Annotated in this window: 13 protein-coding genes; 5 read left to right on the top strand and 8 right to left on the bottom strand. The window is 70.0% G+C overall.

Annotated features, from left to right (window positions below; genetic code table 11):
• Positions 1–280: 280 nt before the first annotated feature.
• Positions 281–616 carry a hypothetical protein gene (locus tag OHB56_RS22475; RefSeq protein WP_326753858.1) on the bottom strand — a complete coding sequence of 112 codons (336 nt, stop codon included), beginning with the start codon at positions 614–616 and terminating at the stop codon, positions 281–283.
• A 3-nt stretch (positions 617–619) separates the two neighbouring features.
• Positions 620–811 (bottom strand): hypothetical protein, encoded by a 192-nt coding sequence (locus OHB56_RS22470; protein ID WP_055594710.1) that lies wholly within the window; start codon positions 809–811, stop codon positions 620–622.
• A gap of 171 nt (positions 812–982) precedes the next feature.
• On the opposite strand from OHB56_RS22470, the gene OHB56_RS22465 reads away from it, so the two are divergent.
• Together OHB56_RS22465 and OHB56_RS22460 are read left to right on the top strand one after the other, a co-directional pair.
• Positions 983–1,951 carry a helix-turn-helix transcriptional regulator gene (locus tag OHB56_RS22465; RefSeq protein ID WP_326753857.1) on the top strand — a complete coding sequence of 323 codons (969 nt, stop codon included), beginning with the start codon at positions 983–985 and terminating at the stop codon, positions 1,949–1,951.
• Positions 1,952–1,975: 24 nt separating this feature from the next.
• Entirely contained in the window at positions 1,976–2,965 is a 990-nt protein-coding gene (locus OHB56_RS22460) for a LuxR C-terminal-related transcriptional regulator (RefSeq protein WP_406359191.1), read from the top strand.
• Here the strand turns inward: OHB56_RS22460 and OHB56_RS22455 are convergent.
• From OHB56_RS22455 to dnaK, 6 genes are all read right to left on the bottom strand, one after another.
• Positions 2,928–3,986, bottom strand: a complete 1,059-nt coding sequence (locus OHB56_RS22455) for a LuxR C-terminal-related transcriptional regulator (protein WP_406355261.1) — start codon at positions 3,984–3,986, stop codon at positions 2,928–2,930. The genes OHB56_RS22460 and OHB56_RS22455 overlap by 38 nt on opposite strands.
• Before the next feature lie 330 nt (positions 3,987–4,316).
• Positions 4,317–5,423, bottom strand: coding sequence for a substrate-binding domain-containing protein (locus OHB56_RS22450; protein ID WP_326753854.1), 1,107 nt, complete (start codon positions 5,421–5,423; stop codon positions 4,317–4,319).
• A gap of 444 nt (positions 5,424–5,867) precedes the next feature.
• Positions 5,868–6,320: a heat shock protein transcriptional repressor HspR gene (locus OHB56_RS22445; RefSeq protein ID WP_055594701.1), complete on the bottom strand. Its 453-nt coding sequence runs from the start codon at positions 6,318–6,320 to the stop codon at positions 5,868–5,870.
• Between the two features lie 5 nt (positions 6,321–6,325).
• Positions 6,326–7,519, bottom strand: a complete 1,194-nt coding sequence (gene dnaJ, locus OHB56_RS22440) for a molecular chaperone DnaJ (protein ID WP_406355259.1) — start codon at positions 7,517–7,519, stop codon at positions 6,326–6,328.
• Between the two features lie 75 nt (positions 7,520–7,594).
• The gene (grpE, locus tag OHB56_RS22435) at positions 7,595–8,266 is read right to left on the bottom strand and encodes a nucleotide exchange factor GrpE (protein WP_055594699.1); all 672 of its coding nucleotides are present in this window, start codon (positions 8,264–8,266) and stop codon (positions 7,595–7,597) included.
• The gene (dnaK, locus tag OHB56_RS22430; protein WP_055594698.1) at positions 8,263–10,104 is read right to left on the bottom strand and encodes a molecular chaperone DnaK; all 1,842 of its coding nucleotides are present in this window, start codon (positions 10,102–10,104) and stop codon (positions 8,263–8,265) included. The genes grpE and dnaK overlap by 4 nt, the downstream gene beginning before the upstream one ends.
• A gap of 627 nt (positions 10,105–10,731) precedes the next feature.
• Here dnaK and OHB56_RS22425 point away from each other — a divergent pair.
• The 3 genes from OHB56_RS22425 (at position 10,732) to OHB56_RS22415 (ending at position 16,090) form a co-directional block, all read left to right on the top strand.
• Positions 10,732–13,014 (top strand): heterodisulfide reductase-related iron-sulfur binding cluster, encoded by a 2,283-nt coding sequence (locus tag OHB56_RS22425; protein ID WP_406355256.1) that lies wholly within the window; start codon positions 10,732–10,734, stop codon positions 13,012–13,014.
• A gap of 416 nt (positions 13,015–13,430) precedes the next feature.
• Positions 13,431–14,885: an FG-GAP-like repeat-containing protein gene (locus OHB56_RS22420; RefSeq protein ID WP_406355255.1), complete on the top strand. Its 1,455-nt coding sequence runs from the start codon at positions 13,431–13,433 to the stop codon at positions 14,883–14,885.
• Between the two features lie 134 nt (positions 14,886–15,019).
• Positions 15,020–16,090, top strand: a complete 1,071-nt coding sequence (locus tag OHB56_RS22415) for a Yip1 family protein (protein WP_406355253.1) — start codon at positions 15,020–15,022, stop codon at positions 16,088–16,090.
• Positions 16,091–16,146: the final 56 nt, after the last annotated feature.

The following is a 16,146-nucleotide window of genomic DNA, read 5'->3' as shown; positions in this document are numbered from 1 at the left end:
GAAGGCGCGGTCGGGGGAGGCCACCCGCGGGCACGGCCGGCAGCGGCTCCGGCACGGGGGAGCACGGCGATCGCGCCCGTACACGTGAGGCGGCGACGAGACGGGGGGTGAGGCGGTGGTGAAGATCCGTAGCGTCCGACGACCGGTTCCGGCCATCACTCGACCCCGGCCATACCCGGAAATGTCCCCGCAAACTGCAGTGGCGTCACCGTGTTCAGGTCACGGTGACGCCACTGCGGGGGGAAGCACCTGCGCGATCTTTTACGACGGGGGAATCGCGTCAGGCACTGCGGGGGGTGGCCGAGATGGTCCGGGAAGCGGGGGAGCCGGACTCCACCTGCTCGTGGTCCCGTTGGTCCAGGTTCACAAAGATCATTCCGTACCGGATGGCACACCGCACGGGCTGCGGCGCCCCACGGGGCCGCCGCAGGCACCGGTACGCCCGTACGTCCTGGTCCTCGTCGCGCGTGACGACGACCGGTTCACCGAACACGGTCACCATCAGGGAGTCACCGCTGTGGGGGATGGCGGTGACCAGGTCGATGAAGTGCCATCCGGACCGGTAGGCGGTGGCCATCTCGCGGCGGAAGGATCGGTCGTCGGGAGGCGTGGTCATCACTCAGCCCCAGCTGCTGTCGGCCGTGCCCATGGAGCCGGCGCCCACCACCGGTCCCCAGCTGCTGTCCAAAGACACGGAGTTGGCGCCCACCACTGGTCCCCAGCTGCTGTCCGCCCGGACGTCGCCCTTCGCGCCGGCCGGGCCACTCAGCACCCCGAAGGCCACGACGGCGGAGAATGCGGCGACAAGCACCGAGCGAAGCGTTCTCTTGCGCATAGTCGGCTTCGTCCTCACTCGAAGATCACCCTTTTCCCCCGTCAGGTACGACGATGGCTCATTCGGGCACGTCGTGGCCACACAATCGGTGCATCATGTTCCTGCATGTTCAGGACCCTGTGGGGTGGAGATTTGACAATGAATCGGATGAACAAGACACATCCCCATGCGGTCACCGAACTGTGCGAGGCCGGCAGCCGTCTCTATGCCGACGCTTTGCGCGCGGGCCGCATCGCCCGTGCGGACGTGGAGCCCGCTCCCTGCCTGATGGAGCTCGCCCTGCTGCATCCCGACCCGGACGACCCCAGCTGGCTGCGCCCCCTCTCCCCGGCGGTAGCCCTGGCCCACCGGCTCAACCCCCTGGAACGGGAGATCACCGAGCGTCGGCGGATGTCGATCGAACTGGCCGACGCCTTCGAGCCGTTCATGGCCCTCAGCGCCCAGACGTCGATGACCACCCACTCGATCACGGTGCTGGAGGGCTTCGACCGGATCAACGCCGCCCTCGATCTGGCCACCGCGCAGTGCCGGTCCGAGATGCTCACCGTCCAGCCGGGCGGCCGTCGGCTGGAACACACCCTCGCCCAAGGGCTGGAGCGCGACCAGCAGCTGACCGAGCGGGGGGTGCGCATCCGGACCCTCTACCAGCACACCGCCCGCCACAGCCCCGAGACGCTGGCGTACGTGGCACGGTTCGACACCAGCAGGGTGGAGTACCGCACCATCGACGAGCTCGTGGAGCGGCTCGTCATCTGCGACGAGACCGTGGCCTTCATCCCCACCCGCGACGACCGTCAGGTCGCCCTGGAACTGCGCCATCCCGGCCTCGTCCGCTACCTGATCAAGGTCTTCGAGTTCATGTGGACCCGCGCGGTCCCCCTGAGCATGGGCGCCCCGTACGAACCGGCCTCGGACGGCCTCACGGACATCCAGCACTCCATCGCCAAGCTCCTCGTGGAGGGCCACGTCGACGAGGCCATCGCCCGGCGCCTGGGCATGAACGTCCGCACCTGCCGCGCCCACATAGCCAAGCTGGCCTCCGCCCTCGGCAGTGGCAGCCGCGCCCAACTGGGTTATCTCATCGCTCAGTCGGGGATCCTCGAACAGGAGAACTGAGCACCGGGGGTGAGCGAGCCACACATGACGGCGAAGACGCACGACCACGGAAGGGAGGAACTGTGCGGGGCGGGGGTGGAGTTGTACGCACGTTCCCTGCGTGAGGGGCACGTCCGCGCGCAGGAGGCGCGCGCTGCTCCCTGTCTGGTCGACTTCGGGCTGCTGCATCCGGCCGTCGACGATCTGAACCGCCTGGAGCCCGTCGAACCGACCGTCGCCCTTCACGGGATGCTGCGGGCCTGCGAGGCGCGGATCGCGGACGAACGGCGGCGCGAGGAGCGACTGGCCGAGACGTTCCAGCCGCTCATGCGGATCGGCAGGCTCCGCGCAACGGGGGCGGACACCCCGATGATCCGGGTTCTCAGCGGCTCGGAGCGGATCAACAAGGCCCTCTTCGAAGCTCTGGCGGAGGGGACCGACGAACTCCTGTGCATCCAGCCGCACAGGAACCACTACAGCTCCGGGCGCGGCGTGACGGCTCAGACCCTCGCCCTGGAACGCGACCAGGCCTTCCTCGACCGCGGCGGCCGTATCCGCACCCTGTACCCGCACAGCCAGCGCCACGTCTTGATGGTCATCGCGCGCTACGAGCAGTTGAGGGGCGACGCGGAGGCCCGCACTCTCGACGAAGTGACCGACCGTCCCATCATCGTCGACCGGGCCGTCGCCTTCGTCCCCTCCGACCGTGACGGCCGCGTCGCGCTGGAGATCCGGCACCCGACGATCGTCGGCTACCTGGCCACCGCCTTCGACCGTTTCTGGCGGCCGGCCACACCGATGCACCCCCAGGCGGTCCGCCGGCCCACGCTGAACGGCGTCACGCCCCGCCAGCGCGCCATCGCCGCGCTCCTCGTCGAAGGCCACACCGACGCCGTGATAGCCGACCGCCTCGGCATGAACGTCCGCACCGCCCGCGTGCACATCGCCAAGATCGCCACGACGTTGGGCAGCGGGAGCCGGGCTCAGCTCGGGTACCTCATCGGGCAGTCCGGGATTCTCGATCAGGAATCGTGACGGAGGCGGAGGCCGCCGCCGATCGCGGTGGGCCGTCCAGGCCGGCCTGGGCCATTTTGACGCCCAGCTGGGTACGGCTGGCCGCGCCCAACGTCTCCGACAGCCGGGCGATGTGGGCCCTGCAGGTGCGCACGCTGATCCCCAGCCGCTCCGCGATCACCGCGTCCTGGTGGCCCTCCGCGAGCAGTGCCGCGATGGACCGCTCCCGGTGCGAGATGCCCTCGATGCCGGTGTCGGGGAGCGGGGCGGCCAGCGGGAGGGCGAGCCGCCACAGCCGCTCGAAGACCGTGCCCAGGTACTCCACCAACGCCGGATGCCGCAGCTCCAGGGCCATCGAGCGCTCGGCGTTGGCGGGGATGAAGGCGACCGTACGGTCGAAGAGGATCAGCCGCTCGGTCACCTCGTCCAGCGTCCGCGCCTCCACCGCGGCGCCCATCAGCTCCAGGTACCCGTGCAGCCCCTGGCCGTGCCGGGCCACATGCGTGTAGAGGTCCCGCATCCGCACCCCGCGCCCGCGCAGCGCCGTCGCCCGGTGCAGGCCCTCCGACAGCTCCGCCTCGCGCCGGATGCCGCCGGGCTGGACCGTCAGCACCTCCGTGGTGCACGCCTGCGTCGCTTCGTCCATCGCGGCCTGGATACGGGCCACCCCGTCCAGCACCCGGATCGCCGGGCCCTCCCCGGCCGAGGCGGCGAAAGCCTGCGGTGACTGCGTCCCGCGGCCGAGGCCGGCGTACCACTCGAAGGCCTCGACGGCCGAACCCACGCGGCGCTGGCTCGCGCTGACCTCGTCGTACATCCCGCGCAACAGCCGGGTCATGACCTCCTGCGGGGCGGTCGGCACCAGCCATTCCATGTCGTCGGGGTCCGGGTGCAGCAGGGCCAGATCCAGCAGACAGGGCACCGGTTCCCCGTCCCGGCGCGGCACCCGCCCGCGCCGTACGGCCCGGGAGTACACGCGATCCCCGAGGTCGCACAGTCGGTCAGCACCATGTGGATGCTCGTCCGTCCCGCGCCCGGCCATTGCCCGCCCACCCCCGGTTCAGCCACTTTCCGATGCGCAACTATGCGCGGACCCACCCGGCTCCGCAACACGGCTCCCGTCGGCACGGTCGCCGGAAACCGCCGGTATGACCTTCTATGCCCCTGCCTCGACTCGTCACATTGCAACAAACCGGCGGTGGTCGGCCCCACATGAGCGGCGGGAGAACGGCGGGGTGCGGGGCGAGGACGCGGGACGTGCGCGGGCGGGAACGACACTGCCGGGGAGGGCGGCGGTCCGCACTCCCCGGCAGGGCGGTCGACAAGGCGGTCGACGTGGTCCGGCGGCCGAAGACCCGCCGCCGGACAGGCCTTACTTCAGTCCGGCCTTGTCGCACGCCTCCTTGTAGGGGGCCGTGCAGATGTCCGACAGCTTGTAGATTCCGTCCGCGACGACCGTGTCCGCGATGTTCTCCTTGGTCAGGGCGACCACGGGCACCAGCTTCGCCGGAATGTCCTTGTCGGTGGGGCTGTCGACGCGGTCGCCGGTCAGCGCGTCGAACTGGATGGCCTTGCCCTGGATCCGTGCCACCGCGATCTCCGCGGCGGTCTCGGCCTCGGTCGGGTAGGACTTGTAGACGCTCATGAACTGGTCGCCCAGGATGATCCGCTGCACGCCGTCGAGTTCGGCGTCCTGGCCGGTGATCGGGGGCATCTCGGTCACCCCGGCGGCCTTCAGCGCCTTGATGACGCCGCCCGCCATGCCGTCGTTGGCGGAGTAGACCGCCGCGATGTTGCCCGCGCCGATCTCGGCGATCGCCTCGGCCATGTTGGCCTCGGCGTTCTCCGGCTTCCAGTCCTTGGTGTCGTAGGTCTTGGCGATGGTCACCGCGTCCTGGAGCTCGGACAGCGCCCCCGCCTTGAACTGCTTGGCGTTCGGGTCGGTCGGCGAGCCGTTCATCATGACGATCTTGCTGGTGACCTCGCCGTCGCCGCCGAGCGCCTCCAGCAGGGTACGGCCCTGGACCTCGCCGACCAGCTCGTTGTCGAAGGAGATGTACGCGTCGATCGGGCCCTCGGCCAGCCGGTCGTAGGCGATGACGGGGATGCCCTCGTCCTTGGCCTTCTCCACGTCCTCGGCGATGGCGTGCGCGTCGACCGCGTCCAGCACGATGACGTCGACCTTGTCCTTGATCATCTGCTGCATCTGGCTCGACTGCTTGCCCGCGTCCGCATCGGCGTTGGCGTAGTCGACCTTGCCCTTGTCGCTGGTGAGCTCCTCCACCTTCTTCTTGAAGATGGGGTAGTCGAACTGCTCGTACCGGGTGTTGGCCGTCTCCGGCAGCAGGAGCCCGATGGTGACATCGTTCCCCTTGGTGGGGCTCGCTCCGTCGCTGCTCCCCGTCGCGTTGAGTGCACCGCAACCGGCGAGCATGACGGACATCGAGGTGACGGCGACTGATATGGCGATACGACGCATGCGAGGGCTCACTTCAGTACGTTTTTGGACGTGGGCAGAACATTGCGGCCCATGTGACTGAAAAGCCAACGCTCCAGCGACCAGTGGCGTCAAGACCAACTACTTAACGAGATGAACACAGCACCGTGCGCTGAAGTCGTGTGGGCTCGGCGAAAGAATCGCACATATCTCCTACACGCGCATACACGTGCTGCTCACAGCCGTGCGCGGGGCGTACACGGGGGCACTCGGGACTCCGGTTGACGCACCGTCAACAGCCCGCGCACAGACGGGGCCCGGAGGTTCGGACGAACCTCCGGGCCTCGCCCAGTACCTCACTTTTGCGCCAAACGGAACTTCTCCGTCAGGCCGCAGCCTTCCCACGGGGACACTTCCGTCACCGCACCGCCGCCCCGGACCGACGCTTTCACGCCGGCCGACGACGACCGGACCGGGTGCCGGCCGTCAGTCGGTCTGCTGCTGGCGCTTGGGCCGCCACACCACCAGCGCGCTGGTCTGCTGGACCTCCTGGTACGGCACCAGGTCCCGGCGGTACGATGCGTGCACCGCCGCCTCGCGCTGCCGCATGGTCGCGGCCACGCCGTCCAGGGCGCCCTCCAGCTCCGCCACCCGGGCCTGCAGCGCGGCGACCTGGTTCTCCAGTTCGATGATGCGCTTGATGCCCGCCAGGTTGATGCCCTCGGTCTGCGACAGCTGCTGCACCTGACGGAGCAGCTCGATGTCACGGGCCGAGTAGCGGCGGCCCCGGCCCGCGGTGCGGTCCGGGGAGACCAGCCCCAGACGGTCGTACTGACGCAGCGTCTGCGGATGCAGCCCGGAGAGCTGGGCCGCCACCGAAATGACATAGACCGGAGTGTCCTGCGTCAGTTCGTACGGATTGCGTCGACGACCGTCCATCGCCCTCAAGCTCCCTTCGCGGCCTGGAACAACTCCGCCCGCGGATCGTCGTCCGCGGTCGCCTCGCGATACGCCTCCAGTGCGTCACGAGCCTTCCCCGGCAGGTCCTTGGGAACACTCACCTCGACGGTGACCAGCAGATCACCGCGCGAGCCGTCCTTGCGGACCGCTCCCTTGCCGCGGGCCCGCATGGTCCGCCCGTTGGGTGTCCCCGGGGGCAGCTTCAGCGTGACCGGCGGACCGCCGAGCGTCGGAACGCGGATCTCCCCGCCGAGCGCCGCCTCCGGGTAGGTGACCGGGACGGTGACGGTGAGATTGTCGTCCTTGCGGCCGAACACCGGGTGGCTGCCGACGTGCACGACCACGTAGAGGTCGCCCGCCGGGCCGCCGCGCTCGCCCGGAGCGCCCTTGCCCCGCAGCCGGATCCGCTGACCGTCGCTGACCCCCGCGGGGATGCGCACCTGCATCGTCCGCGAGGACTTGGCCCGGCCGCTGCCCTTGCAGATGTCGCAGGGGTTCTCCGCGGTCAGACCGCGGCCCTTGCAGTCGGGGCACGGGTCGGTGAGCGAGAAGCCGCCGCCACTGCCCCGGGCGACCTGCCCGGTGCCGACGCAGGTCGGGCACACGCGCGGTGTGCCGTTCTTGTCGCCGGTTCCCGAACAGGCCTTGCAGGCCTGCTGGGAGGACATCCGCAGCGGGACCGTCGCCCCCTCGATCGCCTCGGTGAAGCTCAGGGTGACCTCGGACTCGATGTCCTGGCCGCGCCGGGGCTGGGTACGCGTGGTGCCCGTGCCACCGCGGTTGAACAGCCCGCCGAAGACGTCGCCGATCCCGCCGCCGAAGCCGCCGGCACCGGCCTGGCCGCCCTGACCACCGCCCTGGCCGCCCCCGAAGAGGTCACCCAGGTCGAAGTTGAACGACCCGGCTCCGCCCGCGCCCGGCCCCGCGCGGAAACCACCGCTGCCGAAGAGCGAGCGGGCCTCGTCGTACTCCTTGCGCTTCTTGGGGTCACCGAGGATGTCGTTCGCCTCGGAGATCTCCTTGAACCGCTCCTCCGCCTTGACGTTGCCCTTGTTGGCGTCCGGGTGGTACTCGCGGGCGAGCTTCCGGTACGCCTTCTTGATCTCGGCCTCGGTGGCGTCCTGAGGGACGCCGAGGACCTTGTAGTAGTCCTTCTCGATGAAGTCCTTGGTACTCATCCCCGACGTCCCTCCTCTCCTGACCTGCTCGTCCTGCCCGCCTCCGCCGGCGTGCCGCGGACGCCGGCGAAGGCGTCAGCCCTCCTGAGGGCCACCTGTCTCCTTGTCGTCCGCCGCCGCCTCGGTGCTCTCCTCGGCCGGCTTGCCCGGTTGGGCGCCCGGCTGCGGTTCCGCCACGGCCACCCGCGCGGGGCGGATGATGCGCTCGCCGATGCGGTATCCCGGCTGCAGTATCGCCACGCACGTCGTCTCGGTGACGTCCGGGGCGTAGGAGTGCATCAGGGCCTCGTGGATCGTCGGGTCGAAGGGCTCGCCCTCCTTGCCGAACAGCTGCAGGCCCATCTTCGCCACGGTCGACTCCAGCGACTCGGCGACGGACTTGAACCCGCCGACCAGCTCACCGTGCTCCCGCGCGCGGCCGATGTCGTCGAGCACGGGCAGGAGCTCGGTCATGAGGTTCACCGCGGCGACCTCCTTGACCGCGATCCGGTCGCGCTCGACCCGGCGGCGGTAGTTCTGGTACTCGGCCTGGAGCCGCTGAAGGTCCGCGGTGCGCTCGGTGAGCGCCGTACGCACCTGGTCCAGCTGCGCCACCAGCCCGGCGTCGGGACCCGAGTCCCCGGCCGGGGCCGCCGCCTCCTCCGCAGAGGGGGTGGCGGCCTTCGGCTCGGCCTCGTCGGCCGGAACGCCTGAGGGGACGTCGGGCTGCTGCGACTGCTCGTCGAAGCCCGGGGTCTCCTCGGTCACGCCGCACCGTCCTTACGTTCGTCGTCCACGATCTCGGCGTCGACCACATCGTCGTCCGCCTTGGCCCCACCGGCGCCGGCCCCGCCGCCCGCGGCCTGGGAGGCCTGCGCGTCGGCGTACATGGCCTGGCCCAGCTTCTGGGAGACGGCCGCGACCTTCTCCGTGGCGGTGCGGATCTCGGCGGAGTCGTCGCCCTTGAGCTTCTCCTTCAGCTCGGCGACGGCGGCCTCGACCTCGGTCTTGATCTCGCCGGGAACCTTGTCCTCGTTGTCCGCGAGGAACTTCTCGGTCTGGTAGACGAGCTGCTCGCCCTGGTTGCGGGACTCGGCGGCCTCGCGGCGCTGGTGGTCCTCCTCCGCGTACCGCTCGGCCTCCTCACGCATGCGGTCGACCTCGTCCTTCGGGAGCGAGGAGCCGCCGGTGACGGTCATCTTCTGCTCCTTGCCGGTGCCGAGGTCCTTCGCCGTGACGTGCATGATGCCGTTGGCGTCGATGTCGAAGGAGACCTCGATCTGCGGGACGCCGCGCGGCGCCGGCGGCAGACCGGTCAGCTCGAACATGCCGAGCTTCTTGTTGTACGCCGCGATCTCGCGCTCGCCCTGGTAGACCTGGATCTGCACCGACGGCTGGTTGTCCTCGGCCGTGGTGAAGATCTCGGAGCGCTTGGTCGGGATCGTGGTGTTGCGCTCGATCAGCTTGGTCATGATGCCGCCCTTGGTCTCGATGCCGAGGGACAGCGGGGTGACGTCGAGCAGCAGGACGTCCTTGACCTCGCCCTTGAGGACACCGGCCTGGAGCGCGGCACCGATCGAGACGACCTCGTCCGGGTTGACGCCCTTGTTGGCCTCCTTGCCGCCGGTCATCTCCTTGACGAGCTCGGCGACGGCGGGCATACGGGTGGAGCCACCGACGAGAACGACGTGGTCGATCTCGGACAGCGCGATGCCGGCGTCCTTGACGACGTTGTTGAACGGCGTCTTGCAGCGCTCCAGCAGGTCCGCGGTCAGCTGCTGGAACTGGGCGCGGGTCAGCTTCTCGTCGAGGTGCAGGGGGCCCTCGGCGGAGGCCGTGATGTAGGGGAGGTTGATCGTGGTCTCGGTGGACGCGGACAGCTCGATCTTGGCCTTCTCGGCGGCCTCACGGAGGCGCTGGAGCGCCATCTTGTCCTTGCCCAGGTCCACGCCGTGCCCGGCCTGGAACTGCTTGACCAGGTAGTCGACGACGCGCTGGTCCCAGTCGTCACCACCGAGGTTGTTGTCACCGTTGGTGGCCTTCACCTCGACGACGCCGTCGCCGATCTCCAGCAGCGAGACGTCGAACGTACCGCCACCGAGGTCGAAGACCAGGATGACCTGCTCGTCCTTGTCGAGGCCGTACGCCAGGGCGGCGGCCGTCGGCTCGTTGACGATGCGCAGCACGTTCAGGCCCGCGATCTCGCCGGCCTCCTTGGTCGCCTGGCGCTCCGCGTCGTTGAAGTACGCCGGGACGGTGATGACCGCGTCGGTCACCTTCTCGCCCAGGTACGCCTCGGCGTCCCGCTTCAGCTTCTGGAGCACGAAGGCGCTCATCTGCTGCGGGTTGAAGTCCTTGCCGTCCAGGTTGATCTTCCAGTCGGTGCCCATGTGGCGCTTGACCGACCGGATGGTCCTGTCGACGTTGGTCACGGCCTGCCGCTTGGCCACCTCGCCGACCAGCACCTCGCCGTTCTTCGCGAAGGCGACGACGGAAGGCGTGGTCCTGGCGCCCTCGGCGTTGGTGATGACGGTGGGCTCGCCGCCCTCCAGAACGCTGACGACGGAGTTAGTCGTGCCCAGGTCGATGCCGACCGCACGTGCCATTTCGATTCCTCCAGCTGACTTGAGTGGAACAGGCTCAAGCATGCCTGACGCCCGGCGCCGGGTCAACAGAGCTGAGTCGGTCGGACTCAACTCTTATCCGCTCCTTACGCGCAACCAGGCGCTGACCTGCGGTTCCGCTCGAGGGCGAGGCGGAAGTCACCCGCCAGGAGCGGGGCGCCGGCGGCATCGACGGCGCTGTCGCGGCGACGTCGCAGCCCCCTCAGCGGTCACGCCGGCAGCGACGTCGGCGACGACGCGGCCGGGGCGGCGACGGCGCGCGGCAGCAGTCGAGAACCCCGCGCGAGAGCGGCGAGCAGCCCCGCGCAGGAACGCGGATAAACCCGCGGACCACCCGGGACGGCGGTATCAGGACAGCGGCACCCGGATACAAGTGTGCGTCACGGATATAAGTTAGTGGCGTATGCCCCGCTTTGGCGGTCGTCCCGCGGCCGCGGCCGGGGCGCCTCCCAAGGCAAGCCTCAGCGATTCAGATCACCCCGCACCCGACTACAGTGCGGCTGGGGTTAGGGGTAGTCTCAAACGGACTGCATAAGTTACCGCTTAGTAATGTCGGGAATTCCGTGGCAGGAGCCCCCGACCAAACCCTCGCAGGCCCGAGGAGCCCCCATGCAACTCGCCGCGATCATCGTGTCGCTGGTCCTGGCCGTGGTCGGCGCTGCCCTGCTCGCGCGCGCGATCGGCCAGTTCGTCCGGTACTTCAAGCTGGGCCAGCCGGTCCCGGCCGGTACCCGGACCGACAATCCCTACCAGCGCAGCGTGACCCTGGTGAAGGAGTTCCTCGGTCACACGCGCATGAACCGGTGGGGTGTCGTCGGCATCGCCCACTGGTTCGTGGCCGTCGGCTTCCTGACGCTGCCGCCGACCCTCGCCCAGGCGTTCGGCCAGCTCTTCCGGGCCGACTGGGTGCTGCCGGTCATCGGCGGCTTCCTGCCGTTCGAGATGTACATCGAGTTCATCGGCGTGATGACCGTGCTCGGCATCGCCGTGCTCATCGTCATCCGTCTGCTGAGCCTGCCGTCGCGTCCGGGCCGCAAATCCCGCTTCGCCGGTTCCAAATCGGGTCAGGCGTACTTCGTCGAGTACGTCATCCTCACCATCGGCCTCGCCATCTACGTGCTGCGCGGCCTCGAGGGCGCGCTGCACCACGTGGACGGCTACGAGGCGGCGTACTTCGCCTCGTACCCGCTGGTGCTGGCCTTCGACGGCCTGTCCGTCGAGACGCTGCAGAACCTGGTCTACCTGGTCGCCACGATCAAGATCGGGACCTCGTTCGTGTGGATGATCGTGGTCTCGCTCAACACCAACATGGGTGTGGCCTGGCACCGCTTCCTCGCCTTCCCGAACATCTGGTTCAAGCGCGAGGCCGACGGCGACGTCGCCCTCGGCGCCCTGCAGCCGATGACGTCGGGCGGCAAGCCGATCGACTTCACCGACCCCGGCGACGACGACGTCTTCGGCGTCTCCCAGGTCGAGCAGTTCTCCTGGAAGGGCCTGCTGGACTTCTCCACCTGCACCGAGTGCGGGCGCTGCCAGTCGCAGTGCCCCGCCTGGAACACCGGCAAGCCGCTCTCCCCCAAGCTGCTGATCATGTCGCTGCGCGACCACGCGCACGCCAAGGCCCCGTACCTGCTGGCCGGCGGCGGCAAGACCATGGAGGGCGAGGAGAAGGCCTCGGCCGAGGCCCTGAAGGACGTGCCCGCCGCCGCGCTGGCCGAGGCCGAGCGGCCGCTGATCGGCACCCTCGAAGAGAACGGCGTCATCGACCCCGACGTCCTGTGGTCCTGCACCGCCTGCGGCGCCTGCGTCGAGCAGTGCCCGGTCGACATCGAGCACATCGACCACATCGTCGACATGCGCCGCTACCAGGTGATGATCGAGAGCTCCTTCCCGTCCGAGGCGGGCACGATGCTCAAGAACCTGGAGAAGAAGGGCAACCCCTGGGGCCTGGCCAAGAAGCAGCGCCTTCAGTGGCTCAAGGAGGTCGACTTCGAGATCCCGGTCGTCGGCCAGGACATCGAGGACCTGTCCGAGGTCGAGTACCTGTACTGGGTCGGCTGCGCCGGCGCCCTGGAGGACCGCGCCAAGAAGACCACCAAGGCCTTCGCCGAGCTGCTGCACATCGCGGGCGTCAAGTTCGCGATCATGGGCGGCGACGAGAAGTGCACCGGTGACTCCGCCCGCCGCCTCGGCAACGAGCCCCTGTTCCAGGAGCTCGGCATGGAGAACGTCATGTCGCTGAACATGGCCTTCGGCGAGGAGACGGACGACGAGGGCAACGTCACCGAGGAGTCGAAGAAGCCCAGGTCGGCGAAGAAGATCGTCGCCACCTGCCCGCACTGCCTCAACACCATCGGCAACGAGTACCCGCAGCTCGGCGGCGACTACGAGGTCATCCACCACACCCAGCTGCTCCAGCACCTCATCGACGAGGGCAAGCTGATCCCGGTCACCCCGGTCGAGGGCCTCATCACCTACCACGACCCGTGCTACCTGGGCCGGCACAACAAGATCTACACGCCTCCGCGCGAGATCATCGCCAACGTCCCGGGCCTGCGCAACGAGGAGATGCACCGCCACAAGGAGCGCGGCTTCTGCTGCGGCGCCGGCGGCGCGCGGATGTGGATGGAGGAGCGGATCGGCAAGCGCATCAACGACGAACGCGTCGACGAGGCCCTCGCCCTGAACCCCGACATCGTCTCCACCGCCTGCCCGTTCTGCCTGGTCATGCTGACCGACTCGGTCAACGGCAAGAAGAACGACGGCAAGGCGAAGGAGTCCATCCAGGTCGTCGACGTCGCCCAGCTCCTGCTGAAGTCGGTCAAGACGCCGCTCGACCCCGCCGGTGAGGCGGAGAGCGAGAACACCCCGGAGCCCGAGCCGGTGAAGTAACCGGTCCGGCCCCTCCTCCAGCGCCCCGTCCCGGCTCCGGCCGGCGGCGGGGCGCTGTCGTGCGCCGAGGGCCCCGGGGCCCTCGTGGGGGAGCGGCCGAAGAACGGCCGGTGCGGGGAACCGGCGGTGGCCGTGCGGTGGCCGCCTGCCCCCGCACCCGCTCCCCGTCCGCGCCCGCCTGTCCCACGCCCGAGCCCGCGCCCGTCTCACACCCTTGTGCGCACTCATCGCGCACCCGCCCCCACTTTTGCCATGTCCACGTACAACCTTCCCCGCCCCTCGCCGGTCTCCTTGGCGGTGATCACCGGGTGATCACCCGGTGAACTCGTGGCCCCTCCGGGACGCACACGGGCGACCCACCGCACCGGCACGGGACGCCGCAGCCGGCGGCCGCCCCGCACAGGGCAGGAGACCCCATGCGCAAGAAGCTCAGCATCACCCTGGCGACCGCCACCGCGGCCGCGCTCACCGGCGGCCTGCTCGTCGCCGCGGCCGGACCCGCGGCCGCCGCCCCGGGCCTGGACAGCGACTTCAACGGTGACGGCTACCGGGACGTCGCCGTCACCGCCCCCCTCGCCTCCGTCAACGGCAAGTCCAAGGCCGGCGCCGTCACCATCCTGTACGGCTCCCCGGCCGGCGCGGGCGCGAAGCGGATCCAGACCCTCAGCCAGAACAGCGCCGGCGTCCCGGGCACCGCCGAGAAGGGCGACCAGTTCGGCGCCCACACCGCCCCCGGCGACTACAACGGCGACGGCTACGCCGACCTGGCCGTGGGCGCCCCGGGCGAGGACGCCGGCTCGGACACCGACGGCGGCACCGTGGTCATCCTGTGGGGCGGCTCCGGCGGCCTGTCCGGCGGCACCACGGTCTCCGACCCCTCCCGCTCCACCCACGACTGGTTCGGCCAGGTGGTCGCGGCCGGCGACTACAACGGCGACGGCCGGGACGACCTCGCGATCGCCTCCGACATCAACAAGGTCGACATCTACCGCGGCGGCTTCACCAAGTCGGGCTCCACCGGCGGCCGCTACAGCGTCACGGCCCCCATCCTCAAGGTGAAGGGCCTGGACATCTTCAACCTCACCCCGGGCGACATCGACGCCGACGGCCGGACCGACCTGGTCGTGGACGGCTACGAGGGCGACAGCGACGGCGAGTACTCGTACAACGCCAACTACTGGCTGCCCGGCTCCTCCTCCGGGGTGACGAAGTCGGGCGCGCGGAAGCTGCCCGCCGGGGTCATCTCCGACATCGGCGACGTGAACGGCGACGGCCACGGCGACATCGTCATCGGCAACAGCTGGGACGCCGGTTCGGTCAGCGCGGGCGTCGCCAAGGGCGGGGCCGTCGAGATCGTCTACGGGACGGCGGGCGGCCCCGGAGGCGCCGCCGAGACCATCAGCCAGAACACCGCGGGCGTGCCCGGCAGCAACGAGAAGGGCGACGGCTTCGGCCACGAGGTCTCCCTCGGCGACATCAACGGCGACGGCCACGACGACCTCGTCGTCGGCGCGCCGGGCGAGGACCTGAACGGGGTCAAGGACTCCGGCATGGTCTCCGTCATCTACGGCTGGAGCGGCGGCCTGCGCGAGAACGGCTCCCAGGCCCTGGAACAGAACACCCCGGGCGTCCCCGGCAGCGGCGAGGAGGGCGACGGCTTCGGCGGCGAGGTCCTCCTCTCCGACGTCACCGGCGACGGAAAGGCCGACCTCACGGTCGGAATCCCCTGGGAGAACGCGGGCAACGGCTACACCGTCGTCTTCAACTCCGACGGCACGAAGATCAACCCCGCCGGACGCGGCATCGGCCTGACCCCCGCCGGCATCTCCTCGGCCGGCAACCCGCTGTTCGGCTTCCACATCAACGGCTGACCCGACCGGGCCACTTGAGCGAACCGCGCTTCGGCACGGCCCTCGGCGGCTGACCCCGGCTCCGTCCTGCGGAGGACCGGGCCCGTGCCAAGCCCTCCGAAGGACGGACCATCAGGCCGACGCCCCCTTAGGGGATGTCACAGCTCGGCCGCAAAGCCGGGCCCGAAACCCCGGGCCCGGCACGCGGCCCCCCGGGACCAGGTACGTTCGACAACGTGGCTGGATTCAGGATCGGACGCGGCCGGGACAACAACGGCGCTCCTCACGCGCGACCGCAACAACCCCCGTACGGACAGCAGACGCCGCCGGGGCCGTCGTACGGCTCCCCGCAGGCGCCTCAGCCGTACCCGCCCCAGCAGCCGCCCTACGGCAGGGGCGGTCACAGCGGCGGCGGCAACGGCGGCGGCTGGCCGCAGGTGAACCGCGGTCCGGGCGGTGGTCCGGGCGGTCCGGGCGGCTACGGCGGCCAGCACCGCCCCGGGGCCGGCGGCGGCCACGGCGAGCCCGAGTACTTCGGCGACGGCGGCGCGTACCCTCCCGCCCCGCACTCCCCCCATGCCCCGCACGACCCGTACGCGGCCAACAACCCGGGGCACACCCAGGCCTTCCAGATCAGCGACGACCACTACCACGGCGACGCGGCCCCGCTGCCGGGTCCGGTCGGCCCCCGCCTGCCCTGGAAGGACCTGCTCAAGGGCATCGTCACCGCCCCTGACCGGACCTTCCTGCAGATGCGCGACTACACGGTGTGGGGCCCCGCCCTCACCGTCACCTTCCTCTACGGCCTGCTGGCGGTCTTCGGCTTCGACGGCGCCCGCGAAGAGGCGATCGAGGCCACCATCACCAGCGCCATACCCATCGTCCTGATGACGGGCGTGGCCATGGTGATCAGCTTCCTCATCCTGGGCGTGGTCACCCACTCCCTGGCCCGCCAGCTCGGCGGCAACGGCGCCTGGCAGCCCACGGTCGGCCTGTCCATGCTGATCATGACCCTCACGGACGCCCCCCGCCTGATCCTCGCGATGTTCGCGAGCGGCGACGCCACCTTCGTCCAGATCGTCGGCTGGGCCACCTGGGTCGCGGGCGGCGCGCTCCTCACCCTGATGGTCAGCCGCTCCCACGACCTCCCCTGGCCGAAGGCCCTGGGCGCGTCCGCGATCCAGCTCCTGGCCCTGCTGTCCCTGGTGAAGCTGGGCACGCTCTGACAGCGAGCGGCACACACGGCACACGAGGAAGGGGGCTCCCGCTCGGGAGCCCCCTT

The sequence above is a fragment of the Streptomyces sp. NBC_01635 genome, assembly GCF_045209715.1.
GTDB classification, from domain to species: domain Bacteria; phylum Actinomycetota; class Actinomycetes; order Streptomycetales; family Streptomycetaceae; genus Streptomyces; species Streptomyces hirsutus.
The sequence above is the reverse complement of the archived record's forward strand: the minus strand, read 5'-3'. Positions and strand labels throughout refer to the sequence as shown.